This is a genomic window from Stenotrophomonas sp. GSD10, assembly GCF_056172695.1.
Genome location: NZ_JAOCMC010000002.1, coordinates 3,393,498 through 3,419,452, shown reverse-complemented (window position 1 = coordinate 3,419,452; position 25,955 = coordinate 3,393,498). Strand labels below are relative to the sequence as shown.

19 protein-coding genes and 3 pseudogenes are annotated in these 25,955 nt (G+C 67.5%); 7 read left to right on the top strand and 15 right to left on the bottom strand.

Features of this window, described 5'->3' with window-relative positions:
* Positions 1-23 precede the first annotated feature (23 nt).
* On the bottom strand, positions 24-941 hold the full coding sequence (locus N4G47_RS16000) for an LpxL/LpxP family Kdo(2)-lipid IV(A) lauroyl/palmitoleoyl acyltransferase (RefSeq protein ID WP_107231579.1): 918 nt from the start codon (positions 939-941) through the stop codon (positions 24-26).
* A 59-nt stretch (positions 942-1,000) separates the two neighbouring features.
* Between N4G47_RS16000 and waaA the strand changes: the two genes are divergently transcribed.
* Positions 1,001-2,299, top strand: coding sequence for a lipid IV(A) 3-deoxy-D-manno-octulosonic acid transferase (gene waaA / locus N4G47_RS15995; protein WP_475288643.1), 1,299 nt, complete (start codon positions 1,001-1,003; stop codon positions 2,297-2,299).
* A 218-nt stretch (positions 2,300-2,517) separates the two neighbouring features.
* Positions 2,518-3,759 carry an amino acid transporter gene (locus N4G47_RS15990; protein ID WP_475288641.1) on the top strand — a complete coding sequence of 414 codons (1,242 nt, stop codon included), beginning with the start codon at positions 2,518-2,520 and terminating at the stop codon, positions 3,757-3,759.
* Between the two features lie 95 nt (positions 3,760-3,854).
* On the opposite strand, the gene N4G47_RS15985 is transcribed toward N4G47_RS15990, so the two are convergent.
* From N4G47_RS15985 to N4G47_RS15975, 3 genes are all read right to left on the bottom strand, one after another.
* Entirely contained in the window at positions 3,855-5,213 is a 1,359-nt protein-coding gene (locus tag N4G47_RS15985) for a TolC family outer membrane protein (RefSeq protein WP_475288639.1), read from the bottom strand.
* Between the two features lie 16 nt (positions 5,214-5,229).
* Positions 5,230-5,877: a protein-L-isoaspartate O-methyltransferase family protein gene (locus N4G47_RS15980; protein WP_475288637.1), complete on the bottom strand. Its 648-nt coding sequence runs from the start codon at positions 5,875-5,877 to the stop codon at positions 5,230-5,232.
* A 139-nt stretch (positions 5,878-6,016) separates the two neighbouring features.
* Entirely contained in the window at positions 6,017-6,694 is a 678-nt protein-coding gene (locus N4G47_RS15975; protein WP_475288635.1) for a TetR/AcrR family transcriptional regulator, read from the bottom strand.
* Positions 6,695-6,809: 115 nt separating this feature from the next.
* Here N4G47_RS15975 and N4G47_RS15970 point away from each other — a divergent pair, with 115 nt between their 5' ends.
* Together N4G47_RS15970 and N4G47_RS15965 are read left to right on the top strand one after the other, a co-directional pair.
* Positions 6,810-7,940: an efflux RND transporter periplasmic adaptor subunit gene (locus N4G47_RS15970; RefSeq protein ID WP_475288633.1), complete on the top strand. Its 1,131-nt coding sequence runs from the start codon at positions 6,810-6,812 to the stop codon at positions 7,938-7,940.
* Positions 7,941-7,944: 4 nt separating this feature from the next.
* Positions 7,945-11,105 (top strand): annotated as a pseudogene (locus N4G47_RS15965) (efflux RND transporter permease subunit).
* A gap of 163 nt (positions 11,106-11,268) precedes the next feature.
* Here the strand turns inward: N4G47_RS15965 and N4G47_RS15960 are convergent.
* Both N4G47_RS15960 and N4G47_RS15955 read right to left on the bottom strand, forming a co-directional pair.
* Positions 11,269-11,601, bottom strand: a complete 333-nt coding sequence (locus N4G47_RS15960; RefSeq protein WP_475288631.1) for a hypothetical protein — start codon at positions 11,599-11,601, stop codon at positions 11,269-11,271.
* A gap of 70 nt (positions 11,602-11,671) precedes the next feature.
* A complete protein-coding gene (locus tag N4G47_RS15955) occupies positions 11,672-12,577 on the bottom strand; it encodes a LysR family transcriptional regulator (RefSeq protein ID WP_475288630.1) in 906 nt (301 codons plus the stop codon).
* A gap of 118 nt (positions 12,578-12,695) precedes the next feature.
* Between N4G47_RS15955 and N4G47_RS15950 the strand changes: the two genes are divergently transcribed.
* Positions 12,696-13,469 (top strand): SDR family oxidoreductase, encoded by a 774-nt coding sequence (locus tag N4G47_RS15950; RefSeq protein WP_107231589.1) that lies wholly within the window; start codon positions 12,696-12,698, stop codon positions 13,467-13,469.
* Between the two features lie 107 nt (positions 13,470-13,576).
* Here the strand turns inward: N4G47_RS15950 and leuB are convergent, their stop codons facing one another.
* From leuB to ilvC, 9 genes and pseudogenes are all read right to left on the bottom strand, one after another.
* Positions 13,577-14,638: a 3-isopropylmalate dehydrogenase gene (gene leuB, locus N4G47_RS15945; RefSeq protein ID WP_475288628.1), complete on the bottom strand. Its 1,062-nt coding sequence runs from the start codon at positions 14,636-14,638 to the stop codon at positions 13,577-13,579.
* Complete coding sequence (gene leuD / locus N4G47_RS15940; protein ID WP_475288626.1) at positions 14,628-15,206, bottom strand: 3-isopropylmalate dehydratase small subunit; 579 nt, start codon at positions 15,204-15,206, stop codon at positions 14,628-14,630. The genes leuB and leuD overlap by 11 nt, the downstream gene beginning before the upstream one ends.
* Complete coding sequence (gene leuC, locus N4G47_RS15935) at positions 15,206-16,624, bottom strand: 3-isopropylmalate dehydratase large subunit (RefSeq protein WP_475288623.1); 1,419 nt, start codon at positions 16,622-16,624, stop codon at positions 15,206-15,208. Before leuC ends, leuD begins: the two co-directional genes overlap by 1 nt.
* Before the next feature lie 60 nt (positions 16,625-16,684).
* Positions 16,685-17,462 (bottom strand): annotated as a pseudogene (locus tag N4G47_RS15930) (class I SAM-dependent methyltransferase).
* A gap of 10 nt (positions 17,463-17,472) precedes the next feature.
* On the bottom strand, positions 17,473-19,059 hold the full coding sequence (locus tag N4G47_RS15925; protein WP_475288618.1) for a 2-isopropylmalate synthase: 1,587 nt from the start codon (positions 19,057-19,059) through the stop codon (positions 17,473-17,475).
* Complete coding sequence (locus tag N4G47_RS15920; RefSeq protein ID WP_475288614.1) at positions 18,998-20,179, bottom strand: threonine dehydratase; 1,182 nt, start codon at positions 20,177-20,179, stop codon at positions 18,998-19,000. Before N4G47_RS15920 ends, N4G47_RS15925 begins: the two co-directional genes overlap by 62 nt.
* 63 nt (positions 20,180-20,242) lie before the next feature.
* The gene (locus N4G47_RS15915; protein ID WP_005410947.1) at positions 20,243-20,494 is read right to left on the bottom strand and encodes an ACT domain-containing protein; all 252 of its coding nucleotides are present in this window, start codon (positions 20,492-20,494) and stop codon (positions 20,243-20,245) included.
* Positions 20,478-22,213, bottom strand: a pseudogene (ilvG, locus tag N4G47_RS15910) (acetolactate synthase 2 catalytic subunit). Before ilvG ends, N4G47_RS15915 begins: the two are co-directional and overlap by 17 nt.
* Before the next feature lie 39 nt (positions 22,214-22,252).
* Complete coding sequence (gene ilvC / locus N4G47_RS15905; protein ID WP_197583592.1) at positions 22,253-23,227, bottom strand: ketol-acid reductoisomerase; 975 nt, start codon at positions 23,225-23,227, stop codon at positions 22,253-22,255.
* A 374-nt stretch (positions 23,228-23,601) separates the two neighbouring features.
* Between ilvC and N4G47_RS15900 the strand changes: the two genes are divergently transcribed.
* Entirely contained in the window at positions 23,602-23,844 is a 243-nt protein-coding gene (locus tag N4G47_RS15900) for a hypothetical protein (RefSeq protein ID WP_475288606.1), read from the top strand.
* Positions 23,845-23,913: 69 nt separating this feature from the next.
* A complete protein-coding gene (ggt, locus tag N4G47_RS15895) occupies positions 23,914-25,632 on the top strand; it encodes a gamma-glutamyltransferase (RefSeq protein ID WP_475288603.1) in 1,719 nt (572 codons plus the stop codon).
* Positions 25,633-25,955: the final 323 nt, after the last annotated feature.

Here is a 25,955-nt window from a genome sequence, read left to right as displayed (position 1 = left end):
TGGATGGAGCCCCGGTCCCACCGTTACTTGTAAAAATCGCTCCGTCCACCCGGTTGGCGCTTGAACCTGCGGTGGATCCACAGGTACTGGTCGGGGGCCTCGCGCACCATCTCTTCGATGGCCTGGTTGACCCGCGTGGTATCGGCTTCCACATCTTCGCTGGGGAAGTTCTCCAGCGGTGCGCCGATCTTCAGGAAATACTTCCCGCCTTCGCGGCGATGGAAATACGGAATCACCGCGCACCCGGTCATCCGCGCCAGCTGGTGGGTGGCGGTGATGGTCGAGGCGGTGTGGCCGAAGAACGGCACGAACACGGTGTCCTTGCCACGCATGTCCTGGTCCGGCGCATACCAGAGGAAGCCACCCTTCTTCAGGTGGCGCACGGTGGCGCGGATGTCTTCGTTGGCGAACATCGCCTTGGCGTAGCGCAGGCGACCGAACTTCACCGCCCATTCGTACACCGGGTTCTTGTGCCTGCGGTACATGCCGGACAGATCAACGTAGTCGCACAGCAGGCGCCCGCACATTTCCAGGGTCATGAAGTGGCCGGACACCAGCAGCACACCACGGCCCTCAGCCTGCATCTGCCGCAGGTGTTCCAGCCCTTCGATCCGTACCTGCGGGCGCAGGCTGTCGATGCTGCCCCACCAGGCGCGGATGCACTCGAACACGCCCACGCCCAGCGCATCGAAACTGTCTCGCACCAGGCGCTGGCGCCAGGCGTCGTCCTTTTCCGGGAAGCACAGCTTCAGGTTGACCTCGGCGGCGCGGCGGCGGCTGCCGAGCAGGCGCCAGCTGATCCAGCCGACACCGCGGCCGAGCGCCCGCTGCAGCAACCACGGCAGGCGGGCGAGGGCGAAGGCGCCGAACATGGCGGCAAACATCGGCCAGTTGCGGGGATCGCGCAGCGACGGGCGGATGGCGGTGGTGGCATCGGACATTGCCCCATTCTACCAACCCGGCCGCGTGTCTTTCCCGGGGGCTCCCGTATCCTTGCCGCATGCGTAAAGACCCTGTCGAATGGATCCTGCGTGGCCTGTACTCGGTCGTGCTCTACATCCTGCTGCCGATCACCGTGTACCACCTGGTCTGGCGCGGTTTCCGGGTCCGCGAGTACTTCCGGCGCTGGGACGAGCGCTATGCCTCCTATCCGCAGCCCAGCGGCCAGCCGCGGGTCTGGCTGCATGCGGTCTCGGTGGGCGAGGTCAATGCCGCCGCGCCGCTGGTCAATGCGTTGCGTGAGCAGCGCCCCGACATCCGCTGGGTCATCACCACCATCACCCCGACCGGCTCCGAGCGCGTGCGCGCGCTGTGGGGCGATGCCCTGGATCACGTCTATCTGCCCTACGACGTGCCGGGCAGCGTCAATCGCTTTCTGGGCCATTTCCAGCCCAGCCTGGCGCTGATCCTGGAAACCGAGCTGTGGCCGAACATGCTGTTCGGCTGCCGTGACCGTGGCATTCCGGTCTACATCCTCAACGCACGTCTGTCGGCGCGCTCGTTGCGCGGCTACCGGCTGCTGGCGGCGCTGATCCGGCGCGCACTGCGTACGGTCACCTGCGTGGCCGCACAGTCGCAGGATGACGCCGAGCGGTTCGTGCAGCTGGGGGCTGCGCCGGAGCAGGTGCAGCCGCTGGGCAATCTGAAATTCGACATCACCACCCCGGACGTGCAGGGCTTTGTCGGGCAGTTCCATGCCCGCGTCCCGGCCGGGCGGCCGGTGTGGATCGCCGCCAGCACCCACGAGGGCGAAGAGCAGGCGGTGGTCGAGCTGCACCGGCGCCTGCGCCAGCAGCACCCGGACCTGCTGCTGCTGTGGGCGCCGCGCCACCCCGAACGGTTCCCGAAGGTGGAAGCGCTGGCGCGCGAACAGGGCTGGAATGTGGCCACCCGCCGGCTGGAGCAGTGGCCGCAGGGCGGCACCGATGTGTTCGTCATCGATACCTTGGGCGAACTGATGCCGTTCTACGCGTGCGCCCAGGTCGCCTTCGTCGGCGGCAGCCTGCAGGCCATCGGTGGCCACAACCTGCTGGAGCCTGCGGCCATGGGCACCGCCTCGGTGACCGGCCCGCACCTGCACAACTTCGCCGAGATCTCCCGGCGCATGCGCGAGGCCGGCGCGCTGCTGATCGGCGAGGACGCACAGGCCGTTGGCGACCTGCTGCAGCATCTGCTCGACAACGCCCAGGCCCGCCAGGACATGGCCCGCGCCGGGTGCACGCTGGTCAGCAATGGCCGTGGCGCGCTGCAGCGGACCCTGGCGCTGGTGGCACCGCATCTGCCGCCACCACGCGAGTGATCTCTGCGCTGCCGTGATCTGGCGGCGCACTGTCGTGATCGACTTCATCAAATCCACTTAGCGATGCGTGGCCTGTCGCGGTTGGACCGACTCCGCCGCTTGCAGCGTGCCTGTGATCACAACATGGCGCATGCGCTACAGATTCCGATATCGCGCCGCTGCTGCAGCCTGCCAGCCTGATGTCCACCGCGCTTGGGCGGATATCAAGGGAACTTGGGATGGACGGCAACGGCGGCAGGGACGGCATCAATGACGATCGGCCGGGATTGGACCACCTGGCAGTGGTGGCATTGACGCTGCTGGTCGGTGGCAGCGTGATCGCGCTGGTCGGGCAGCACACGGCCGCGCAGGCCGGCCCGGCGATCGTGCTGAGCCTGCTGCTGGCCGCGCTCGGGGCCGGTCTGGTGCTGTGTTGCCTGCGTGATCTGGTGGTGCGGCAACCCGACGCGCCGGGCCTGCACGGGTTGCTGGTGGCCGGCTGGGGGCCGCGGGTGGCCGGCGTGCTGGGCGCTGTGCTGCTGCTGGAGCTGCTGGTGACCGCGGCGGGTGCGGCGCAGTCCTCCGCCAGCCACCTGCACGCGGTGCTGGCCCTGTACGGGGTCCAGGCCGATCACACGGTACCGGTGCAGCTGACCGCCGCGGTGGGATTGCTGATGCTGGGTGCGACCGCGCTGCTGCCCGCGCGGGTGGTGGCGCTGGTGGCCTGTGCACTGCTGACGGTGAAGATCGGCACCGGGCTGCTGCTGCTCACGCTGGCGGCGCGGTATGTGCACTACGCGCACTGGGTTCCGTGGCTGCCGGACGCCACCGCACCGTATCGCTTCGGTCTGGGCGGCGTGCTGGCCGCTGCGGTGCCGCTGCTGGGCGTGTTTGCCAGTGTCGGGCTGGCGCTGGGCTTTCCCGCGCTGCGGCGGCAACACCGGCGTCGGCAACCCAGCGTACTGGCGCTGGCGTCGTTGCTGGCGATGCTGTGGCTGATCCTGCTGGCTGCGTTGCAGGCCGGCCTGATCGAGTTTCCGGCGCTGGCCAGCACGCGGCCGCTGTCGGTGGCCCTGCAGAGCCATCCGCCGTTGCAGTGGATGTTGCCGCTGCTGCCGTTGGCCGGCGCCGCCGGCCTTGCCGCATTGCAGGTGGTGCTGCTGACGCTGGCGGTGCGGCTGGCGATGGCACTGCGGCCTGCGCCGCACGCCGCTGCGTGGCGGCCACGGCTGGTGGCGGTGGTGGTGTCGGCGACGTTGCTGGCGTTGTGGATACCGGCGGGGGCGTTGCCGGCGCTGCCGGGCGCAGCCGCGCTGCTGGTGATGGGCATGCTGTGCCTGGCGGTGCTGCGCCCACGCCCGCATGCGGCCGGGCAGGGTCCGTTGCGCTGGCCGGCCCGGATGATGCCGTTGCTGGCGCCGATGGCGGCGGTCCTGTGCCTGCTGGCGGCACTGGCACGGCTGCGGGCGTGGCCGGGCTGAGCAGAGGCTGCGCCTTGCGCGCAGGCGTCCGCGCTATCGCCCCAAAAAAAGCCACCCTTGCGGGTGGCTTCTTCGTTGCGGGCGGGGGCCTCGACTCAGCGCGTGGTCGTGGCCGGATTGCCGGCATCCTGGGTCAACAGGCGGTTGACGTCCTGCAGTTCGGCCACGTCCAGTGCGCCCAGCGACTGGCTCAGCAGCAGGCGGTTCTGCAGGAAGGTGTAACGCGCGTTGGCATAGTCCAGCTGCGCCGAGAACAGGATGCGCTGGTTCTGGATCACGTCCAGCACAGTGCGGGTACCGACTTCCAGGCCGACCTGCGACGCGTCGTACGCGCTCTGCGCCGAGACGACCGCCAGGCGGCGCGCTTCGACTTCGCTGATGCCCTGCACCAGGGTCTGGTAGGCATTGCGTGTGTTGCGGTCCAGGGCACGCTTCTGCTGCTCGTAGCCGTCCTGGGCGATGTCGCGCTGGGCCAGCGCCTGGCGCACGCCGGACTGGGTGGCGCCGCCGGAGAAGATCGGCACGCTCAGGGTCAGGCCGATGCTGTTGGTACGCGCGTCGGGCGACAGCGAGCCGGCACCGGTGCTGTCACCCCAGGTGGCGGACTTGCCCCAGCTGCCGCCCAGCGACAGGGTCGGGTAGTGGCCACCACGGGCCGCCTGTACGCCGGCTTCGGCGGCGCTGACCTTCAGTTCCTGCGCCTTCAGCGCCGGGTTCTGGGTGCTGGCCTGCTGCACCAGTTCATCGATGTTGCCGCGGTTGGCCGGCACTTCCGGGCGGAAATCGGCCGGCAGGCCGCGCAGGTTGACCACCGGCTGGCCGGTCAGTTCGGTCAGCGCCTGGTAGTTATCGGCCAGGGTGTTCTGCGCAACGATGGTGTTGGCGCGCGCCTGGTCGTACTGGGCGCGGGCTTCGTGCACGTCGGTGATCGGCGCCAGGCCCACTTCCAGGCGCTTGTCGGCGAAGTCGAACTGCTTCTTCGCGGCCGCTTCGTTGGTCTGTGCGGCGTTCAGCGATTCGATCGCCACCAGTACATTGAAGTAGGCCGCCGAGGTGCGCACGATCAGGCTGTCGTTGGCCGAATCGAGGGTGAAGTCCGCCGCCTTGCTCAGCTCGCGCTGCGAGCGCAGGTTGTTGATCTGGGTCCAGTTGAACAGCGTCTGACTGCCCTCGATCGTGTAGTTGCGGCGCTTGCTGGTGACCGAACCGGAGTTGGCATCGGCATTGGCTTCGCTGCGCGAACGGTTCAGCGTGGCCTGGCCGTTGATCTGCGGCAGCAGGGCGGCGCGCGCCTGCACGGCGCCTTCCTTGTCGTACAGCCGGGTCGATTCGGCGGCAGACAGCTGCGGATCGCCGTTGCGGGCCATTTCGTAGACCTGCAGCAGGTCGGCGGCATGGGCGGACAACGGCAGCAGGGCAGTGGCCAGCGCAACAGCGAGGGATCGGCGGATCATTGCGGCTTCCTTGGACTCAGAGGTGGAACTGGGGTGCCGGGGCGGCACCGCGCAGGTAATCGATATCGGTCTCGAACAGGGACTCGGTGCTGCCGTCGGCCTTGACCAGCAGGGCCTCCATCGCCGGCGAGCGGCCGTGGATCACGAACAGGCGGCCACCCGGACGCAGCCACGAAGCAAACTGTGACGGCACCACGTCGACCGCACCAGTGACACAGATCACGTCAAAGCGGCGTTCGGTCTGCCAGGTCAGGGCATCGGCCACTTCGACGCGGATGTTGCTGCCCAGGCCGGAAGCGTCCAGGCGCGCGCGCGCGGCAGCGGCCAGTTCCGCATCGATCTCCAGGCTCAGCACGTCGCGCGCCAGCGCGCCGATGCAGGCGGCCAGGAAACCGCTGCCGGTGCCGATTTCCAGTACTTCGTCACCCGGCTGCAGGTCCAGCGCCTGCAGGGTACGGCCCTCGATGACCGGCTTCATCATCTTCTGGCCGTTGCCGATCGGCAGTTCAACATCGGCGTAGGCCAGCGCCCGGTGTGCATCGGCGACAAAGGCCTCGCGCGGCAGGCGGGCCAGGACGTCGAGCACCTTGATGTCCAGCACGTCCCAGGGACGGATCTGCTGTTCCACCATCAGTTCGCGGGCGTGGGCGTAATCAATCGTCATGAGGTTCAAATCCAGCGCAGTGGGCCGGCCATTTTACCGGTGCCGGAGGCCGGCGGCGCGCCCAGAGCATCAGCTGCCGGGGGCCGGGGTCGCAGTGCCGGAAGTCATCGCGACCTCCGGTTCATTCAGGTTTGCCGTTTCAGCCGGTTCCGGCCCTTCGCGGCGCATAGGCGCGCAGGAAAAAGTCGATGCTGGCGGTCACGTGGGCAAGAGGGTCGCACTCCACCGGTGACAGTGGCATGCCGCACATCATATGCATGTGCACTTCGCCCTTCACCAGGGTCAGGAACTGCTGGCCGGCCAGGTAGTAGTCGGGGATGTCCAGCTCGCCGCGTTCGCCGCGGGCACGCAGGAAGTCGGCCAGGGCCTCGCAGGTGCGCTCCGGGCCGGCCTGCCAGAACAGCTCGCGCAGGCGCTCGTCGGTCTCCGGCGCCATCATCATGCGCTGGATCGAGATCGCCGCGTCGGAGGTGATCAGCTCGAAGAAGGCCAGACCGATACCGATCAACTGGTCGCGCAGAGGACCCTCCGCATCGGCCACGAACAGCGCATCGGGCAGCATTTCAATGCACTTGGACTGCACGGCCTCGGAGAACAGAGTCTCCTTGTCGCCGAAATGGCTGTATACGGTCAGCTTCGAGACGCCGGCCTGGGCAGCGATGGCGTCCATGCTCACGCCGGTATAGCCCTGTTCGATGAACAGTGCCTTGGCTGCTTCAAGGATCGCCGCGCGCTTGCCCAGATCCTTGGGGCGCCCGGGTCCGGCGGCCTTGGCAGCGGGCTTGGCCGACGGCTTGCGGGAAGTGGAAGAACTCATCGCAACAATACTAGACCAAGCGGTTCGATATTTATACTATACCGGCCGGTTTATTAAATTGGGCCGGCAGTCGTGGCCCCCTTGTTGCAACCCTGCGTTTTCAGGACGTTGACCGATGAAGATCGTGCGCTGGATGGGCGGTATGGTGTGGGTGGCTGCGCTGGCAGCCTGTTCGGGACAGGAGCAGGCGCCGCAGGCGGCCGTGCCGGTGCTGGTGGTGCATCCCGGCGAACAGGCCGGGCAGGCGCCGGCGGCGTTCCCGGGCACGGTGCGTGCCCGCCAGGAAAGCCCGCTGTCGTTCCGCGTGGGCGGCAACCTGGTCAAGCGTCATGTCGATGCCGGCCAGCGGGTGAAGAAGGGTGAGGTGCTGGCCGAGCTGGACGTGGCCGACTTCGCGCTGCAGGCGCGTGCCTCGCAGGCCCAGCTGGCCGCGGCCGAAGCCGATCTGGTACGCGCCCGCGACGACCTCAAGCGCTATCAGGTGCTGGCCGACCAGCAGCTGGTCAGCCGCTCGCAGCTGGACCAGCAATCGGCCGCCTTCAAGGCCGCACAGGGCCAGGCCAACGCCGCCCGCGCCAACCTCGATGTACTGCGCAACCAGGCTGACTACGCGCAGCTGCGCGCACCGGCTGATGGTGTGATCGCCAGCCGCGAGGCCGAAGCCGGGCAGGTGGTATCCGCCGGCCAGACCATCTTCAACCTGGCCGCCGACGGTGGCCGCGAAGTGCTGATCGACCTGCCCGAAGCCACCATCCGCGACTACGCGGTGGGCCAGCCGGTCGAGGTGGAACTGTGGAACCGCCCGGGCCAGCGCCTGCCGGGCACGATCCGCGAGATCGCCGCCGCCGCCGATCCGCAGGCGCGTACCTATGCCACCCGCGTCAGCCTGGCCGCCGATGCGCTGGCCGATGTGGAACTGGGGCAGAGCGCGCGCGTCTACAGCAGCGCCGGCCGCCACGGCACGCTGCAGTTGCCGCTGGGCGCGCTGCAACGCGGCGCCAACGGTGCGGCCAGCGTGTGGGTGGTCGATCCGGCCAACAGCACGCTGAAGGCGGCGTCGGTCACCACCGGTGCCTATGGCAGCGAGACGGTGCCGGTGCTGTCCGGCGTTGGCGCCGCTGACTGGGTGGTCGCCGCCGGCGGCCATCTGCTGCGCGCCGGCCAGCCGGTGATCGCGGTGGACCGGCAGAACCGCCCGGTGCTGAAGCCGGCCGCACCGCCTGCTGCCGCCAAGGCCAAGGAGTAAGCCGGTGCGCCGCTTCAATCTTTCCGAGTGGGCGCTGGCCAATCGACCACTGGTGCTGTTTGCGATGCTTGCCTTCGCCCTGATCGGTGCGTGGTCGTACAAGCATCTGGGCCAATCCGAAGATCCGCCGTTCACCTTCAAGGCGATGGTGGTGCGCACGTTGTGGCCGGGCGCCACCGCCGAGCAGGTCTCGCGGCAGGTGACCGAGCCGATCGAGAAGGCGCTGATGAACACCGGCGAGTACGAGTTCATCCGCTCGTACTCGCGCCCGGGCGAATCGCAGGTGATCTTCATGGCCCGCGACAGCCTGCGTTCCAAGCAGATTCCGGACCTGTGGTACCAGGTGCGCAAGCGCGTGGGCGACATCCGCGCGACGCTGCCGCGCGAGATTGTCGGCCCGTTCTTCAACGATGAGTTCGGCGATACCTACGGCAACATCTATGCGTTGACCGGCAAGGGCTTCGACTATGCGGTGATGCGCGATTACGCCGACCGCATCCAGCTGGAACTGCAGCGCGTGCCCGACGTCGGCAAGATCGACCTGGTTGGGCTGCAGGACGAGAAGGTGTGGATCGAGCTGTCCAACATCCGCCTGGCCACGCTGGGCGTGTCGATGCAGCAGGTGCAGCAGGCGCTGGCCGACCAGAATGCGGTAAGCGGCACCAGCTTCTTCGAGACCGCCACCGACCGCGTGCAGCTGCGCGTGACCGGCCAGTTCAACGATATCGAAGCGATCCGCCAGTTCCCGATCCGCGCCGGTGACCGCACCGTGCACCTGGGTGACATCGCCGAGGTCAAACGCGGCTTTGCCGATCCGGCGTCGCCGAAGATGCGCTTCATGGGTGAAGAGGCGATCGGCCTGGCGGTGGCGATGAAGGATGGCGGTGACATCCTCAAGCTCGGTGCCAACCTCGATGCCGAGTTCCAGCGCCTGCAGAAGACCCTGCCGGCGGGCATGCAGCTGCGCAAGGTCTCCGACCAGCCGCAGTCGGTGGAGGAGTCGGTCGGCGAGTTCGTGCAGGTGCTGACCGAGGCGGTGGTGATCGTGCTGCTGGTCAGCTTCTTCTCGCTGGGCCTGCGTACCGGCCTGGTGGTGGGCGTGACCATCCCGCTGGTGCTGGCGATGACGTTCTTCGTCATGCACTACTTCGACATCGGCCTGCACAAGATCTCGCTCGGTGCGCTGGTGCTGGCGCTGGGTCTGCTGGTGGACGATGCGATCATCGCAGTGGAGATGATGGCCACCAAGATGGAGCAGGGCTACGACCGCCTGCGCGCGGCCAGTTTCGCCTGGGAGTCGACCGCGTTCCCGATGCTGACCGGCACGCTGATCACCGCGGCCGGGTTCCTGCCCATTGCAACGGCGGCATCGAGCACCGGTGAATACACCCGTTCGCTGTTCCAGGTGGTGACCATCGCGCTGGTGGTGTCGTGGATTGCCGCAGTGCTGTTCATCCCGTACCTGGGCGACAAGATGCTGCCGGACCTGTTCAATCCGCAGCCGCCGAAGCCGGGCAGCCTGTCCGCGCGCTGGCATGCCAAGCGTCAGCAATGGGCCGACCGCTACCCGGCACTGGCCAACCTGATCGCGCCGCCGCAGCACGGGCACGACCATGACCCGTACCAGCGCCCGTTCTACCGCAGCTTCCGCCGCTTCCTCGACGCCTGCCTGCGCCGTCGCTGGTGGGTGATCGCCGCGACCATCGCGCTGTTCGTGTTCTCGCTGATGATGTTCCGCTTCGTGCCGCAGCAGTTCTTCCCGGACTCGACCCGGCCGGAACTGATGGTGGACATCGAGCTGGCCGAGGGCGCGTCGCTGCGCTCGACCCAGGCGCAGGCCGAGAAGCTGGAAAAGCTGCTGCAGGGTCGCCAGGACATCGCCAACTACGTGTCCTATGTGGGCACCGGCTCGCCGCGCTTCTACCTGCCGCTGGACCAGCAGCTGCCGGCCACCAACTTTGCCCAGTTCGTGATCCTGGCCAAGGACACCAAGGCGCGTGAAACCGCCCGCAGCTGGCTGCTGAAGGAAGTCATCCCGCAGTTCCCGGATGTGCAGATGCGCGTGACCCGCCTGGAGAACGGCCCCCGGTCGGTTACCCGGTGCAGATGCGCATCTCCGGCGAGCACATCGAGCGGGTGCAGGCGATCGCCCGCCAGGTCGAGGCCAAGGTGCGCCAGAACCCGCACGTGATCAACGTCAACCTGGACTGGAGCGAGCCGAGCAAGGTGGTGCGCCTGGTGATCGACCAGGAACGCGCCCGCGCGCTGGGCGTGAGCAGCGCGCAGGTCAGCCAGTTCCTGTCCAGCTCGCTGGCCGGGCAGTCGGTGAGCGTGTACCGCGAAGGCAACCGCCAGATCGAGATGCTGCTGCGTGGCCCGGCCGACGAGCGCAACCAGCTGGAGCTGCTGTCGAGCCTGTCGATGCCGACTGCCAACGGCGGCAGCATCACGCTGTCGCAGGTGGCGACGATGGAGTACGGCTTCGAGGACGGCATCATCTGGCATCGCAACCGCCTGCCGACGGTGACCGTGCGTGCCGACATCGGTGATGGCATGCAACCGCTGGACGTGGTGCACCAGATCCTGCCGACGCTGGACGGCATTCGTGCCGAGCTGCCCAGTGGCTATCTGCTGGAGACCGGCGGCACCGTGGAGGATTCGGCACGTGGCCAGAACTCGATCAAGGCCGGCATGCCGCTGTTCCTGGTGGTGGTGGCCACCCTGCTGATGCTGCAGCTGCGCAGCTTCTCGCGTGCGGCGATGGTGCTGGTGACCGCACCGCTGGGCATCATCGGTGCGACCTTGTTCCTGCTGCTGTTCCGCGTACCGTTCGGGTTCGTAGCCTTGCTGGGCACGATCGCGCTGGCCGGCATGATCATGCGCAACTCGGTGATCCTGATCGACCAGATCCAGCAGGACATCGACGCCGGGCATGACCGTTGGCATTCGATCATCGATGCCACCGTGCGCCGCTTCCGCCCGATCGTGCTGACCGCGCTCGCCGCAGTGCTGGCGATGATTCCGCTGTCGCGCAGTGCGTTCTACGGCTCGATGGCGATTTCGATCATGGGTGGCCTGATCGTGGGCACGGTGCTGACCCTGGTGTTCCTGCCGGCGCTGTACGCGGCGTGGTTCCGGGTCAAGCCGGACGAATCCAGGGCGTAATACCCGGCCGGGGTCGGATCCCTTCCCTCCGGGAAAGGGCTCTGACCCCACCCATGACGTGGTAGGTGCCAACCTTGGTTGGCACGGATGCCGCCAATCCCCCACGCCTTCAGTAGAGCCACCCCATGGGTGGCTGCAGGAGATGGTTCGATGCCTCTCTCGTTCAGACCGAAGGTGTCTTGTGGTGCTCGATGCCGCGCACCGCCAGCAGGAAGAGCATGGCGGATGCCAGGGTCAGCAGCATCGGGATGAGCGAATCGATGGCCACGCCCAGAGCGTTGGCCCAGGGTTCGGGCAACGGGTTGCCGGAATAGTAGATCACCAGGGCCATGGCAGGGGACGACAAGAAGGGCCACAGGCACATGGCCGTGGTGGACCAAGCGAACCCGGCACTGCTGCGCGTGCGCAGCCGTCGGTGCATCGTCCAGGCGGCGATGACAGAAAGCAGCAGGGCCATGCCTGCCGCGATACCGTTGATCAGATCGGAGTGAAACACGGCCGGGCTCCCTGGCTGTAGCGCTCTGGTTCGCTATCACCATCTTGCATCATCCAGGCACGGCCCGGATCTACCGCAATTGCAGGCCGGTTCGAAGCACCGGCAACAACCACTCGATGAATACCTGTACGCGTTGTGCGCGGTGCTGCCGATGCGGCAGCAGCAGGGTCACCGGCAGCGGTTGTGCCACGTACTGCGGCATCACCTGCACCAGTTCGCCGGATTGCAGCTCGGCCTGCACGTCGTAGCGCGGAATCTGCAACAGCCCCAGCCCGGCCACACAGCATGCGATCGACGCCTCGGCGCTGTTCACCCGCACCCAGCCGGGTATCGGCAGCGTGCGCAGCTGCGCACCGTCCTGCCATTCCCACGGTTCCACCCGTGCCGTGGTCGGCGACGCATAGTTCACCGCACGATGCTGCTGCAGGTCGGCAGGCTGCTGCGGCACGCCGTGTTCGCGCAGGTATGCCGGCGCCGCAACGTTGACGAAATCCAGCTCGCCCAGCGTGCGCGCCACCAAGCTGGAATCGCCCAGATGACCGACCCGCAGCACCGCATCGCAACCGTCCTCGATCAGGTTCACCGCGCGGTCGGTCATGCCCAGGTCCACCTCCACCTGCGGATGGCGGGCGAAGAAGTCGGGCAGGGCGGAGGCGATGATGCGGCGGCCGATGCGGCTGGGCACGTCGATCTTCAGCAGGCCCACCGGCTGCGCGTCGTCCTGGCGGAACAGCGACTCGGCGTCTTCGACTTCGGCGATCAGGCGCAGGCAGCGCGCATGGAACACGTCGCCATCGTGGGTGGTGGAGACGCGGCGGGTCGAGCGCTGCAGCAGGCGGGTGCCGAGCCGCTGTTCCAGTTCGGCCACCGCCGCCGAGACCGTCGAGCGGGGCAGGCCGAGCTGGTCGGCAGCGCGGGTGAAGCTGGCGCACTCCACGACCCGGGTGAAGATGCGGAAGCGGTCGATCCGGTCCATTGTTCGCTGACTCTGGAAAGTTAAGTCAATGTGGCGGGCTTTATCCGCTTTTTCTGCACGATATCGTCGTCAGGGCAGGGTTGCCACCCCGGGCAGCCTCCTCCCCGAGACCCAAGCCATGACCGACCATTCCCTCAAGGGCAAGACCGTGCTGATCGCTGGTGGCGCCAAGAACCTGGGCGGCCTGATCGCCCGCGACTTCGCCGCACAGGGCGCCAAAGCCATCGTCATCCACTACAACAGTGCTGCCACCCAGGCCGACGCCGAAGCCACCGTCGCTGCGGTGCAGGCGGCCGGCAGCAAGGCGGTGGCCCTGCAGGGCGAACTGACCTCGGCGGCAGCGATGGAGCGCTTGTTCGCCGACGCCGTGGCCGCGGTTGGCCGTCCCGACATTGCCATCAACACCGTGGGCAAGGTGCTGAAGAAGCCGCTGCTGGAAATCAGTGAAGCCGAGTACGACGAGATGAGCGCGGTCAACGCGAAGGTGGCGTTCTTCTTCCTCAAGGAAGCCGGCCGCCACGTCAACGACGGCGGTCGCATCTGCACCCTGGTGACCTCGCTGCTGGGCGCCTACACGCCGTTCTATTCCAGCTACGCCGGCACCAAGGCGCCGGTCGAGCATTTCACCCGCGCCGCGTCGAAGGAGTTCGGCGAACGTGGCATCTCGGTGACCGCGATCGGCCCCGGTCCGATGGACACGCCGTTCTTCTACCCGGCCGAGAGTGCCGATGCGCAGGCGTATCACAAGACTGCAGCGGCGCTGTCGGCGTTCACCCGCACCGGCCTGACTGATATTGCCGACATCGTGCCGTGGATCCGTTTCCTGGTCACTGACGGCTGGTGGATGACCGGGCAGACGATTCTGGTCAATGGTGGGTACACCACCAAGTAAGGGAGCCACGCATGGCGTGGCTGCCTGCTACCTGTAGCGTCGAGCCATGCTCGACTGCTGTTGAATGAGCCGAGCATGGCTCGGCTCTACAGGTGTTGCCCGATGGGTCAGGCCAGCTTTGCCAGCACCGCATCGGTTGCCGCGGCGGTGCTCACCGCCTGGCCCCTGGCGGCCAGGTCGGCGGTGAACACGCCGTCGTCCAGCGCCGCATGCACGGCCGCTTCGACGGCGGCGGCTTCTGCTTCCAGTCCCAGCGAATGGCGCAGCAGCATCGCCGCGCTGAAGATCGTCGCGTAGGGATTGGCGATGCCCTGGCCGGCAATGTCCGGTGCCGAACCATGGATCGGTTCGTAGATGCCGACCGCACCCGGCTCGCCCAGCGAGGCCGACGGCAGCAGGCCCAGCGAACCGGCCAGCATCGAGGCCTCATCGGTGAGGATGTCGCCGAACATGTTCTCGGTCACGATCACGTCGTACTCGCGCGGCTTGGCCAGCAGGTGCATGGCCATCGAGTCGACCAGCTGATGCTCCAGCGCAACGTCCGGGAACTCCTCGCGGCCGATGCGTGCGGCCACGTCACGCCACAGGCGCGAGGTCTCCAGTACGTTGGCCTTGTCCACCGAGGTGACCTTGCCGCGACGCTGCTGGGCCAGGCGGAAGGCGCTGCGCAGCACACGCTCGATCTCGGTCACGGTGTAGCGGCACAGATCGCTGGCACTGTCGGCATCGCGGGTCTTGTCGCCGAAGTAGATGCCGCCGGTCAGCTCGCGCACCACCACGAAGTCCACGCCCTGCAGCAGTTCGGCCTTGATCGGTGAGGCGTGCAGCGCGGCCTCGTGGGTACGCACCGGGCGCAGGTTGGCGTACAGGCCCAGCGCCTTGCGGATCGCCAGCAGGCCCTGTTCCGGGCGCACCTTGGCATTCGGGTCGGACCACTTCGGGCCGCCGACCGCGCCCAGCAGCACCGCATTGGCGGCCTGGCAGGCGGCCAGGGTCGACGCCGGCAGCGGCTCGCCATGGCGGTCGATGGCGATGCCACCGATATCGTGCTCGCTGAAGGTGAAGGTGTGGTTGAAGCGTTCGGCGACGGACTTCAGGACGGCAACGGCGGCGGCGGCCACTTCCGGGCCGATGCCATCACCGGGCAGGACAACAATCTCAGCGTGCATGCTCACTCTCGTAACGTTCGATTTCAGGGACACGGCCCAACAGATAACCCAACTGATCCACGCCTTCCAGCAGGCAGGTCTGCGAGAAGCCATCCAGCGGGAAGGAATACACGCGGCCATCGGGCGTACGCAGCTCGCGCGCGGCCACATCGATGGTCAGCTCATCGTCCGGGCGCTGCATCAGCGCCTGCACATTGGCTTCGTCCAGCACGATCGGCAGCAGGCCGTTCTTCAGCGAATTGCCACGGAAGATGTCGGCGATCTCGCTGCTGACGATGGCACGCAGGCCCAGGTCGGTCAGCGCCCACGGCGCATGCTCGCGCGAGGAGCCGCAGCCGAAGTTGCGACCGGCCAGCAGGATGCTGCGGCCAGCATTGTGCGGCTGGTTGAAGGCGAATTCGGCCACTGGCGAGCCGTCGGCCTGCCAGCGCCAGTCATTGAACGCGTTGCGGCCCAGGCCGGCGCGTTCGGTGGTGGACAGGAACCGTGCCGGAATGATCTGGTCGGTGTCGATGTTGGTCTGGCGCAGCACCACGCTGGCCGAGGTCAGGGTGCGGAAACCGGCCATCACGCCACCTCCTGTGCGAACAGTTCGCGGGTATCGGCAACGTGCCCATTCACTGCGGCCCAGGCGGCGCTCATCGGCGAGGCCAGCAGCGTGCGCGAACCGGGGCCCTGGCGGCCTTCGAAATTACGGTTGCTGGTGCTGACGGCCAGCTGGCCCGGTGCAACCAGATCGCCGTTCATGGCGATGCACATCGAGCAGCCCGGCTCGCGCCACTCGGCCCCGGCCGCGCGCACGATCTCATGGATGCCTTCGGCCTCGGCCTCGCGCTTGACGATCTCCGAGCCCGGCACCACCAGCATGCGCACCCGCTCAGCGACGCGACGACCGCGCAGGACCTGCGCCACTTCACGCATGTCGCTCAGGCGGCCGTTGGTGCACGAGCCGACGAACACCACATCCACCGGCGTTCCAGCCAGCGCCTTGCCGGCCTGGAAGTGCATGTAGTCCAGGCCCTTCTGCGCGGCGGCATCGTTGGCGGCGGGAATCGGTGCATCCACTGCGATGGCGGTGCCCGGATGCGTGCCCCAGGTCAGGGTCGGGCGGATGTCGGCGGCATCGATGTGTACTTCGCTGTCGAAGCGCGCACCGTCATCGCTGCGCAGCTGCTGCCAGCGCGCGACGGCGGCGTCGAACGCGGCGCCCTTGGGGCCGCGCGGGGTATTGGCCACGAAGTCGAAGGTGACCTGGTCTGGCGCCACCATGCCGGCACGCGCGCCGGCTTCGATCGACATGTTGCACAGGGTCATGCGCTGTTCCATGTCCATCGCCGTGATGGTGCTGCCACGGAATTCGATCACATGGCCGGTGCCGCCGTTGACACCGATCACGCCGATGATGTGCAGGACCACGTCCTTGGCGCCGACGCCCGGTGCCAGCGCGCCATCGACGGTGATGGCGAACGTCTTGGCCTTGCGCTGCAGCAGGCACTGCGTGGCCAGCACGTGGCCGACTTCGCTGGTGCCGATGCCGAACGCCAGTGAGCCGAACGCACCATGGGTGGAGGTATGGCTGTCGCCGCAGACGATGGTCATGCCGGGCTGGGTAAAGCCCTGCTCGGGCGCGATCACGTGGACGATGCCGCGGTTGTCCGAGGCCATGTCGAACAGTTCGATACCGTGCTCGGCGCAGTTGCGCGCCAGCGTGGCGACCTGGGCTTCGGAGGCGGCGCTGGCGTAGGGCAGCGTGCCGTCGGCGGCGGCCGGCAGGGTCGGCGTGGAATGGTCCATCGTCGCCTTGGTGCGGTCCGGGCGGCGCGGCGACAGGCCACGCTCGCGCAGCTCGGTGAACGCCTGTGGCGAGGTGACCTCGTGGATCAGGTGCAGGTCGATGTACAGCACGGCAGGCGCGCTGTCGGATTCGGGAACCACCACGTGGGCGTCCCACAGTTTGTCGTACAGGGTGCGGGGTGCGGAAGTCATGCGTGTGCCTGGCAGAAGTACGAAAGTGCGGACATCAGGAAAGATAGCGAAAAGGTTGAGTCAGCGGCGACGGGCGAGCACGCGCAGCCGCACGTAGTCGGCCAGTGGCTGGCCGGTGGCATTGCACGGCAGCTCGGCCAGCAAAGTGGCCGCGGCCTCGCGCACGGTTGCACGGGCATCAGCGGGCAGGTCATCCAGCAGCGGCGCGGCGAATACGCGCAGCCAGCCGGCCACGCCGGTCGGCAGCGCGGTCGGGCGCGGCGTGCACTCGATCAGCTGCACGTGGAAGCCATGCTGGCGCAGGCGATCGGCGTAGGCATCGGCCGAGGGAAATACCACTGGAAGGTGCTGGCACCGTGGCCGTGGGCCACGCGCGCAGCCTGTACCGCAGCAATGATCGCAGCGACGTTGCCGTGGCCGCCGAACTCGGCGACAAAGCGGCCGCCCGGACGCAGTGCCCGGCGCACGCCTTCCAGCACCTGGTCGGGATTGCCCATCCAGTGCAACGCCGCGTTGCTGAACACCGCATCGAACTCGCTGTCGAAGGTCAGTGCGTGGCCATCCATCACCTGCGCATCGACGCCGCGCGCGCGGCGGCCACCACCAGTTCCGGCGACGCATCCACGCCGTGGATGCGTGCACCACTCAGCGCCAGCTCGGTGCTGAGCACGCCATCGCCACAACCCAGGTCGAGGATGCGTTCACCGGCGCGCGGGTCGAGCAGGCGCGCGACCGCGCCGCCGAGCAGCGGCACGAAGCCGGCGTCGATCGCATAGTCCTGGGCGTTCCACTGCTGGCCAGCGGCGCTGGTCGGGGTGGGGGTGTCGAAGGCGCTCATCTCGGCTTCCTCAAGCGGTGGCGGGGGTGGCAACGTCGGTGCTGCTGTGAGCGGTGGCCTGGCGCTGGCGCAGCAGGCGGTTGGCTACGTCCAGCCAGGCCAGCGCGGAGGCTTCGATGATGTCCTTGCTGGTGCCGGTGCCGTCGTACTCCACGCCTTCGTGGCGCACGCTCAGGTTGGCTTCGCCGCGCGCATCGGCGCCGATGCCGACGCTGTGCACGTGGTAGCTGTCCAGCATCAGCTGCACGCCGGTGGCGGCCGACAGTGCGCCGAACAGCGCATCGACCGGGCCGTCGCCCTGTGCGGTTTCGGCCACGCGGTTGCCTTCCGGATCGGACAGCTCCACCAGGGCGTTGGCGCGGCTGCCGACATCGCTGATGGTCATCGAGGCCAGGCGGTAGCCCTGCGCATTGGAGCCGCCCTGCATCAGCGTCTGCAGGTCGGCATCGGTGACCACGCGCTGCTGTTCGCACAGGCCCTTGAACTGCTCGAACACCAGCTTCAGTTCGTCTTCTTCCAGCCAGAAGCCCAGCGCGCGCAGGCGGGCTTCGACGGCGGCGCGACCGCTGTGGCGGCCCAGCACCATCTGCGAGTCCTCCCAGCCCACATCTTCCGGGCGCATGATTTCGTAGGTGCCGCGGTGACGCAGCATGCCGTGCTGGTGGATGCCCGATTCATGGGCGAACGCATTGGCGCCGACGATGGCCTTGTTGCGCTGGACCGGCATGCCGACCAGGCGCTGCAGCAGCTGCGAGGTGCCGACGATGCGCGGGGTGTTGATCGCGCTGTCCTGCTCGTAGAAGGCCTGGCGGACCTTCAGCACCATCGCGATTTCTTCCAGCGAGCAGTTGCCGGCGCGCTCACCGATGCCGTTGACGGTGCACTCGACCTGGCGTGCACCGCCTTCGATGGCGGCCAGCGAGTTGGCCACGGCCAGGCCCAGGTCGTTGTGGCAGTGCGCACTGAAGATCACGTTGGCTGCGTTGGGCACATCGGCCACGCCAGCGATGACCTGCTGGAACATCGCGCGGATCTCTTCCGGCGTGGTGAAGCCCACGGTGTCGGGCAGATTGATGGTGGTGGCGCCGGCGGCGATTGCCACGCGCGAAACTTCGATCAGGTAGTCCAGCTCGGTGCGGGTGGCGTCTTCGGCCGAGAACTCCACGTCATCGATGTACGAGCGCGCCAGGGTGACGTGCTTGCGTACCGACTCCAGTACCTGCTCGCGGGTCATGCGCAGCTTGTGTTCGCGGTGCAGCGGGCTGGTGGACAGGAACACGTGCAGGCGCGGGTTGGCTGCGGCTTCCAGGGCACGCGCCGAGGTTTCGATGTCGGCCTGCAGGCAGCGCGACAGCACCGCCAGGCTCAGGCTGGGGCGGCGCAGCTCACGGCCGATCAGGGCCATCGCTTCGCGGTCGGACTGCGAGCTGGCCGGGAAGCCGGTCTCGATGATGTCCACGCCCAGTTCGTCCAGCGCACGCGCCATCACCAGCTTCTGCGGCGGGCTCATGCTGCAGCCGGGGGACTGCTCGCCGTCACGCAGGGTGGTGTCGAAGATGCGGATGCGCGGGGTGGTAATTCGTTCGATGGTGGTCACAGGGAAATCTCCTCGACAGCGGGCGTTGCGGCTTGCAGGGGGAAGGGGAAGACGTGGGGGAAGCAGCGGCGCTGGCCTTGCCGGGCGAGCGCGGAGTTTCACTGCGCCGTCGCCGCGGTTTGCGCGGCGGGCGCGGACGGATATCGGTGAGCAGGCCGGCCAGTACGCCGGCATCGATGTTGCCGCCGGATACCACCGCGCATTTGCGCCGGCCGGCAACGCGACGGCCGGCCGCCAGCGCCAGCGCACCGGCGCCCTCGGCGATGATGTGTTCTTCCAGCGCCAGCCGGACCAGGGTTTCGCGCAATTCGGCTTCGCGCACGATCACCACATCGTCCAGCAGCGAGCTGCATAGACGGCGGGTCAGGAAGCCGGGAATCTTTACCCGCACGCCGTCGGCCAGCGAGGCTGCGGGGGCAATGTCGCGCAGATCACCGCGGATCGCGCGCGCCATCGAGTCGACGCCTTCCACCTGTGCACCGATCACGCGCACACCCTGCGATTTCAGTGCCAGCGCGACGCCGGAGGCCAGTCCGCCGCCGCCGATCGGCACGATCACCACGTCCGGGGCGTGCGCGGCCAGCTCGATGCCGACCGTGCCCTGGCCGGCGATCACATCGGCATCGTCGAACGCGGACAGGAAACGGTAGCCATGGCGCTGTGCCAGTTCCACGGCGAAGGCATAGGCCTCGTCATAGCTGTTGCCGTGCTGGCGTACGGTGGCGCCCCAGTGGGCAACGCCGGCGATCTTGGTGGCCGGCGCGCCATGCGGCATCACGGTGATGGCCGGCACATCCAGGCGGTAGGCGGACCAGGCCACGCCCTGGGCGTGGTTGCCGGCCGAGGCGCAGATCACCGGCCGGGTGTCGCCGCGCTCGCGGCCGGCCAGCAGTGCGTTCAGCGCGCCGCGCACCTTGTAGGAACCGGTGCGCTGCAGGTTCTCCAGCTTCAGCCAGGTGCCGAAACGCTCGGCATGGTGCAGCGGGGTGGGCGGCAGGAAGCGGCGCAGGCGGGCCTGCGCGGCCAGGACATCGGCGACGCTTACGTCGCCGACATCGCTTTCCTGGCTGGTATCAGCGGCCGGCATGGGCCACCGGCGGGGTGCGGGCGACCACCGCATGCGGGCACGGGCGGCGAAGAAGACGCCTCCGTACCGGCACCGTGGTCATTACGGTACGGGTGTTCATGGCGATACTCCTTCCACCGCGGTGACCTGCACGGACACGCAGTCGTAGATCTTCTCGATCTGCCGGCACAGCGTTTCAGCCGGGCGCTGGCCATCCACCACCAGCTGCAGGTGCCAGCGGCCATCGTCGGCGGCTACCGGCGCGCCGCTGATCGCGCGCGGCGCGAAGCCGCGACGCTCGGCCATGCCGATCACGCGCAGCAGCGCGCCTTCGGCAGGGTGCAGCACCAGGTCAAGCCGGTATTGCATTGGGGGTCTCCTGGCGGGCATGGGCAGGGTTGCTTTCCAGCATGGTGCTGTTGGCTGTGTTGGGCGGCACCAGCGGCCACACGTTGGCGCGGGCGTCGATGGCCACGTGCAGCAGCGCCGGGCCCGGTTCGGCCAGCAGCGCGGCCAGTCCACCCTCCACGTCATCGCGTGCCTCGATGCGGGTGGCGGCAATGCCGAACACCTGCGCCAATGCCACGAAGTCCGGGTTGTCGGACAGGTCGATCTCGCTGTAGCGCTCGGCAAAGAACAGTTCCTGCCACTGCCGCACCATGCCCAGCGAACTGTTGTCCAGCAGCACGATCTTCACCGGCAGGCGGCAGCGGGCGATGGTCGCCAGCTCCTGCACGTTCATCATGAAGCTGCCATCGCCGGACACCAGCACCACGGTGCGGTCGGGGCAGGCGAACTGCGCACCCATCGCCGCCGGCAGGCCGAAGCCCATGGTGCCCAGCGCGCCGCTGGTCAGATGGTTGCGCGGGTGGTTGAAGCGGCAATGCTGGGCCACCCACATCTGGTGCTGGCCGACATCGCAGGCGATCACTGCATCGGCCGGAGCCAGCTCGCTCAGGCGCTTCAGCAGGGCCGGCGCGTAGATGTGCTGGCCCGGTGCGTCGTAGCGGGCGGCGAAGCGATCGCGATGTTGCGCACAGCGCCTGCGCCATGCGTCCTGGTGAGCCTTGGGGAGGGGAAGGCCGCACGCAGGGCGCGGATGGCATGGCCGACATTGCCGGGCACGGCGACATCGGCGCTGCGCAGCTTGGAGATCTCGTAGGCGTCGGCGTCGATGTGGACGACGCGGGCGAACGGTGCGAACTCGGCCAGCTTGCCGGTGGCACGGTCATCGAAGCGCGCACCCAGCACCAGCAGCAGATCGCTTTCCTGCACCGCCATGTTGGCCGCGCGGGTGCCGTGCATGCCCAGCATGCCCAGCGACTGCGGGTGCTGCGGGGGCAGTGCACCCAGGCCACGCAGGGTCATCACGGTGGGGATGGCGCTGGCTTCAACGAAGTCACGCAGGTCCTGCACCGCATCACCCAGCGCGATGCCACCACCGGCGTAGACCACCGGCTTTTCGGCTGCGGCCAGTGCGGCGATGGCGTCGGCGATGGCGTTGTCGGCCGGCGCCGGCGGCGGTTCGACGCTGCTCGGCACGTGTGCTGGCAGATGGCTGGCATCGGCCAGCTGCACGTCCTTGGGCAGATCGATCAGCACCGGGCCGGGGCGGCCTTCGCGGGCGATGCGGAAGGCATCGGCCACCACGCGCGGCAGGTCATCGACGCTGCGCACCAGCCAGCTGTGCTTGACGATCGGCATCGTCAGGCCGAACACATCCAGCTCCTGGAAGGCATCGGTGCCCAGCAGCGGGGTGCCGACCTGGCCGGTGATGCAGACCATCGGCACCGAATCCAGCATCGCATCGGCAATGCCGGTCACCAGATTGGAGGCGCCCGGGCCGGAGGTGGCCACGCAGACGCCCACCTGGTTGCTGGCGCGGGCGAAGCCATTGGCCGCCAGCGCTGCACCCTGCTCGTGGCGCACCAGGATGTGCTTCAGCGACGAATCCACCAGCGCGTCGTAGAACGGCATGATGGTGCCGCCGGGATAGCCGAACAGCGTACGGACACCCTCGGCCTCCAGCGCCTGGGTCAGCCAGCGCGCGCCGTTGGGCGGCGCGCTGCGGTGTGTGGAAGAGTTCATGGGGGGAACCTTGCAGAGCGGGTGGGGGAGGCCGCGTGGTTACGCGGCCTGTCCTTGCAACCAGACCATCTTGGCGCGCAGTTCCTTGCCTACCTTCTCGATCGGGTGTTCCAGGTCGGCCTGCTTGAACTTGTTGTAGTTCGGCAGGCCCGCTTCGTATTCGGCCACCCAGTTCTTGGTGAAGGTGCCGTCCTGGATGTCCTTCAGGACTTCCTTCATGCGCGCCTTGGTGCCGGCGTCGATCACCCGCGGGCCGCTCACGTAGTCACCGTACTGCGCGGTTTCGGAGATGAATTCCAGCATGCGCGAGATGCCGCCTTCGTAGAACAGGTCCACGATCAGCTTCAGTTCGTGCAGCACTTCGTAGTAGGCGATCTCCGGCTGGTAGCCCGCTTCGACCAGGGTCTCGAAACCGGCCTGCACAAGCGCCGAAGCGCCGCCGCACAGCACCGCCTGCTCGCCGAACAGATCGGTTTCGGTTTCTTCCTTGAAGGTGGTCTGGATCAGGTTGGCGCGGGCGCCGCCGAGGCCACCGGCATAGGCCAGGGCGTAGTCGGCCGCCTTGCCACTCTTGTCCTGGTAGACCGCCCAGATGCACGGCACGCCGCGGCCGATTTCATACTCGCGGCGGACCAGCGCGCCCGGCCCCTTCGGTGCGACCAGTACCACGTCGAGATCTTCGCGCGGCTTGATCATGTCGAAGTGCACGTTCAGGCCGTGCGCGAACAGCAGCACCGCGCCCTGCTTCATGTTCGGCGCCAGCACGTCGTCGTACAGCTTCTTCTGCACCATGTCCGGGGTCAGCACGGCAACCAGGTCGGCATCCTTCACTGCGTCGGCCGGGGCCTTGACGGTGAAGCCATCGGCCTGCGCCTTGACCTCGGTGGGGCCGCCCGGACGCAGGCCTACCACCACGTCGAAGCCGGATTCGCGCAGGTTCAGTGCGTGGGCGCGGCCCTGGCTGCCGTAGCCGATGACGGCGATCTTGGTCTGGGGCAGGTCGTTGGTGCTCATGGGGGAGGTTCCTTGCGGTGGGAAGAAAAAGAACGGCCGGTCGTCGAGGTGACGTGCCGGCCGGTCAGGGAAAGCGGTGGAGGAGGCGCCGCGCATCGCACAGGCACAGGCACCACGAGGCATCGTGGCGGTGGGGGTCCGGGTTTTGCGAGGGGCGGTGTGCATGGTGGTTGCGTCTGAAACCAGGTCCTGAAATGAAAAAACCCGCACCGGGGCGGGTGCGGGTTTTTGATGAGTTCCGGTGTGTTTGTTGCTTACACGCTGGCTCGTCCCGCACCTGTAGGTTGGGTAATAAGTACGAGCACAAGAATCGAACGCAGCGAGGCGGCGCCGGTGTCGGCGGCTTCGGTGTGGGTTCGCGGTGGCGTGTTGTGATGCAACATGTGATCGAGAGAAACACAGCCATTTCGCCGGTGTCAACCCTTGTCGAGGAAATTTTTACGGTTTCGCGTGCATCCGGCGAAATCGCCTGCGGCACAAGGATGGTTGCCGCTGAAATTGTTTCGGTGAACCCGAATTCAGTCTTTCCCGGGTGCTTTTTGCGCGAATTTTGGGTGGTTCTCGCCTTGGTGGATGCGGACCTTGGTCCGCATCCAGCGAAAGACCCTCGCCCATGACCTCTGCCCGATACCGCGTGGCAGCCGCAGCGGCGAAGATCGGGGACCACCCTTCCATCGGAACCTGCCGTGTCCCGTCGCCTTGCCCGTTCCCTGCTCGCCGCCGCCGTGCTCGTTGCCCTGCCGGCGCTGTCCTTCGCCGCAGACCGCATCACCGGCCAGACCTTTGCCACCCGCTCGGAGGTGATCGCCCCGCATGCAATGGCCGCCACCTCGCAGCCGCTGGCCACCCAGATCGCACTGGACGTAATGAAGGGCGGTGGCTCGGCGGTCGACGCAGCGATCGCCGCCAACGCCGCGCTGGGCCTGATGGAGCCGACCGGCAATGGCATCGGCGGCGATCTGTTCGCCATCGTGTGGGACCCGAAGACGCAGAAGCTCTACGGCTACAACGGCTCGGGCCGCTCGCCGAAGTCGCTGACCCTGGCCGAGTTCCAGCGCCGTGGCCTGAAGGAGATCCCGGCCACCGGCCCGCTGCCGGTGTCGGTGCCCGGCGCGGTCGATGGCTGGTTCGCACTGCACGAGCGTTTCGGCCGCAAGCCGATGGCCGACAACCTTGCGCCGGCCATCCGCTACGCCCGCGAAGGCCACCCGGTGGCCGAGGTGATCGCCTACTACTGGGACCGCTCGGTGCCCAAGCTGTCGCAGTACCCGGGCTTCAAGGAACAGTTCACGATCAACGGCCACGCCCCGCGCAAGGGCGAGATGTGGAAGAACCCGAACCTGGCCAGCACGCTGCAGAAGATCGCCGACGGCGGCCGCGACGCCTTCTACAAGGGCGATATCGCCCACACCATCGGCGACTACTTCAAGGCCAACGGCGGTTACCTGAGTTACCAGGACATGGTCGACCACCACGGTGAGTGGGTGGAGCCGGTCAGCAGCAACTATCGTGGCTACGACGTGTGGGAACTGCCACCGAACAGCCAGGGCATCGCCGCGCTGCAGATCCTCAATGTGCTGGAAGGCTACGACTTCTCGAAGATTCCATTCGGCTCACCCGAGCACGTGCACCTGTTCGTGGAAGCGAAGAAGCTGGCGTTCGCCGACCGCGCGCGCTTCTACGCCGACATGGCGTTCCAGCCGGCGCCGGTGCAGAAACTGATTTCCAAAGAGTACGCGGCGCAGCGTCGCGCGCTGATCTCGATGGACAAGGCGTTGAAGGAAGTGCAGCCGGGCACGCCGAAACAGCTGGAAGAGGGCGACACGATCTACATGACCGTGGCCGACGCCGACGGCATGATGGTGTCGCTGATCCAGTCCAACTACCGTGGCATGGGCAGCGGCATGGCGCCGCCGGGACTGGGTTTCATCCTGCAGGACCGCGGCGAGATGTTCGTGCTGCAGAAGAACCATCCCAACGGCTACGCGCCGGGCAAGCGCCCGTTCCAGACCATCATCCCGGCGTTCATCACCAAGGGCGGCAAGCCGTACGCCAGCTTCGGCGTGATGGGCGGTGCGATGCAGCCGCAGGGGCATGCGCAGATCGTGATGAACCTGGTGGATTTCGGCATGAACCTGCAGGAAGCCGGCGATGCGCCGCGCATCCAGCATGAAGGTTCCACCGAACCGACCGGGCAGGCCACGGCGATGACCGACGGTGGCGAAGTGAATCTGGAAACCGGCTTCCCGTATGAGACGGTGCGTGCGCTGATGCGCAAGGGGCATCGCATCGTGTTCGCCGACGGCCCGTATGGCGGGTACCAGGCGATCATGCGTGATCCGGAGACGGGCGTGTATTACGGCGCGTCGGAGAGCCGCAAGGATGGGCAGGCGGCGGGGTACTGAGTTTCCCGGCCACCGGGCTGAGCCCCCTCTGCGGTGGGTTCCGGAAAGCGGGATCATGTGATTGGGCCGGGCGGGTGGGCTGTGCGGGGGACGCCGTGAATCCGTCCCTGGAGGCTTGGCAGCCGCATCCATGCGGCTGACACCCCCGCCCAGCCCACCCGCCCGGCCCCTGACAGTTTCCTGCGGCCGCCACCGCAGGAAGAGAAAGAAGAAGATCAAAAGCAACAGCAACAGCAACAGCCGCGCGCTGTGGGTTGGGGTCGGATCCGTTTTCCGAAGGAAAACGGATCCGACCCCTTCTTGTTTTCCGATACACCTCATCC

Excerpts from the sequence above, each read along its gene's own strand:
- N4G47_RS16000 (WP_107231579.1), bottom strand. The coding sequence starts at position 941 with ATGTCCGATGCCACCACCGCCATCCGCCCGTCGCTGCGCGATCCCCGC.
- waaA (WP_475288643.1), top strand. The coding sequence starts at position 1,001 with ATGCGTAAAGACCCTGTCGAATGGATCCTGCGTGGCCTGTACTCGGTC.
- N4G47_RS15990 (WP_475288641.1), top strand. The coding sequence starts at position 2,518 with ATGGACGGCAACGGCGGCAGGGACGGCATCAATGACGATCGGCCGGGA.
- N4G47_RS15985 (WP_475288639.1), bottom strand. The coding sequence starts at position 5,213 with ATGATCCGCCGATCCCTCGCTGTTGCGCTGGCCACTGCCCTGCTGCCG.
- N4G47_RS15980 (WP_475288637.1), bottom strand. The coding sequence starts at position 5,877 with ATGACGATTGATTACGCCCACGCCCGCGAACTGATGGTGGAACAGCAG.
- N4G47_RS15975 (WP_475288635.1), bottom strand. The coding sequence starts at position 6,694 with ATGAGTTCTTCCACTTCCCGCAAGCCGTCGGCCAAGCCCGCTGCCAAG.
- N4G47_RS15970 (WP_475288633.1), top strand. The coding sequence starts at position 6,810 with ATGAAGATCGTGCGCTGGATGGGCGGTATGGTGTGGGTGGCTGCGCTG.
- N4G47_RS15955 (WP_475288630.1), bottom strand. The coding sequence starts at position 12,577 with ATGGACCGGATCGACCGCTTCCGCATCTTCACCCGGGTCGTGGAGTGC.
- N4G47_RS15950 (WP_107231589.1), top strand. The coding sequence starts at position 12,696 with ATGACCGACCATTCCCTCAAGGGCAAGACCGTGCTGATCGCTGGTGGC.
- leuB (WP_475288628.1), bottom strand. The coding sequence starts at position 14,638 with ATGCACGCTGAGATTGTTGTCCTGCCCGGTGATGGCATCGGCCCGGAA.
- leuD (WP_475288626.1), bottom strand. The coding sequence starts at position 15,206 with ATGGCCGGTTTCCGCACCCTGACCTCGGCCAGCGTGGTGCTGCGCCAG.
- leuC (WP_475288623.1), bottom strand. The coding sequence starts at position 16,624 with ATGACTTCCGCACCCCGCACCCTGTACGACAAACTGTGGGACGCCCAC.
- N4G47_RS15920 (WP_475288614.1), bottom strand. The coding sequence starts at position 20,179 with ATGCGGTGGTCGCCCGCACCCCGCCGGTGGCCCATGCCGGCCGCTGAT.
- N4G47_RS15915 (WP_005410947.1), bottom strand. The coding sequence starts at position 20,494 with ATGCAATACCGGCTTGACCTGGTGCTGCACCCTGCCGAAGGCGCGCTG.
- ilvC (WP_197583592.1), bottom strand. The coding sequence starts at position 23,227 with ATGAGCACCAACGACCTGCCCCAGACCAAGATCGCCGTCATCGGCTAC.
- N4G47_RS15900 (WP_475288606.1), top strand. The coding sequence starts at position 23,602 with ATGCAACATGTGATCGAGAGAAACACAGCCATTTCGCCGGTGTCAACC.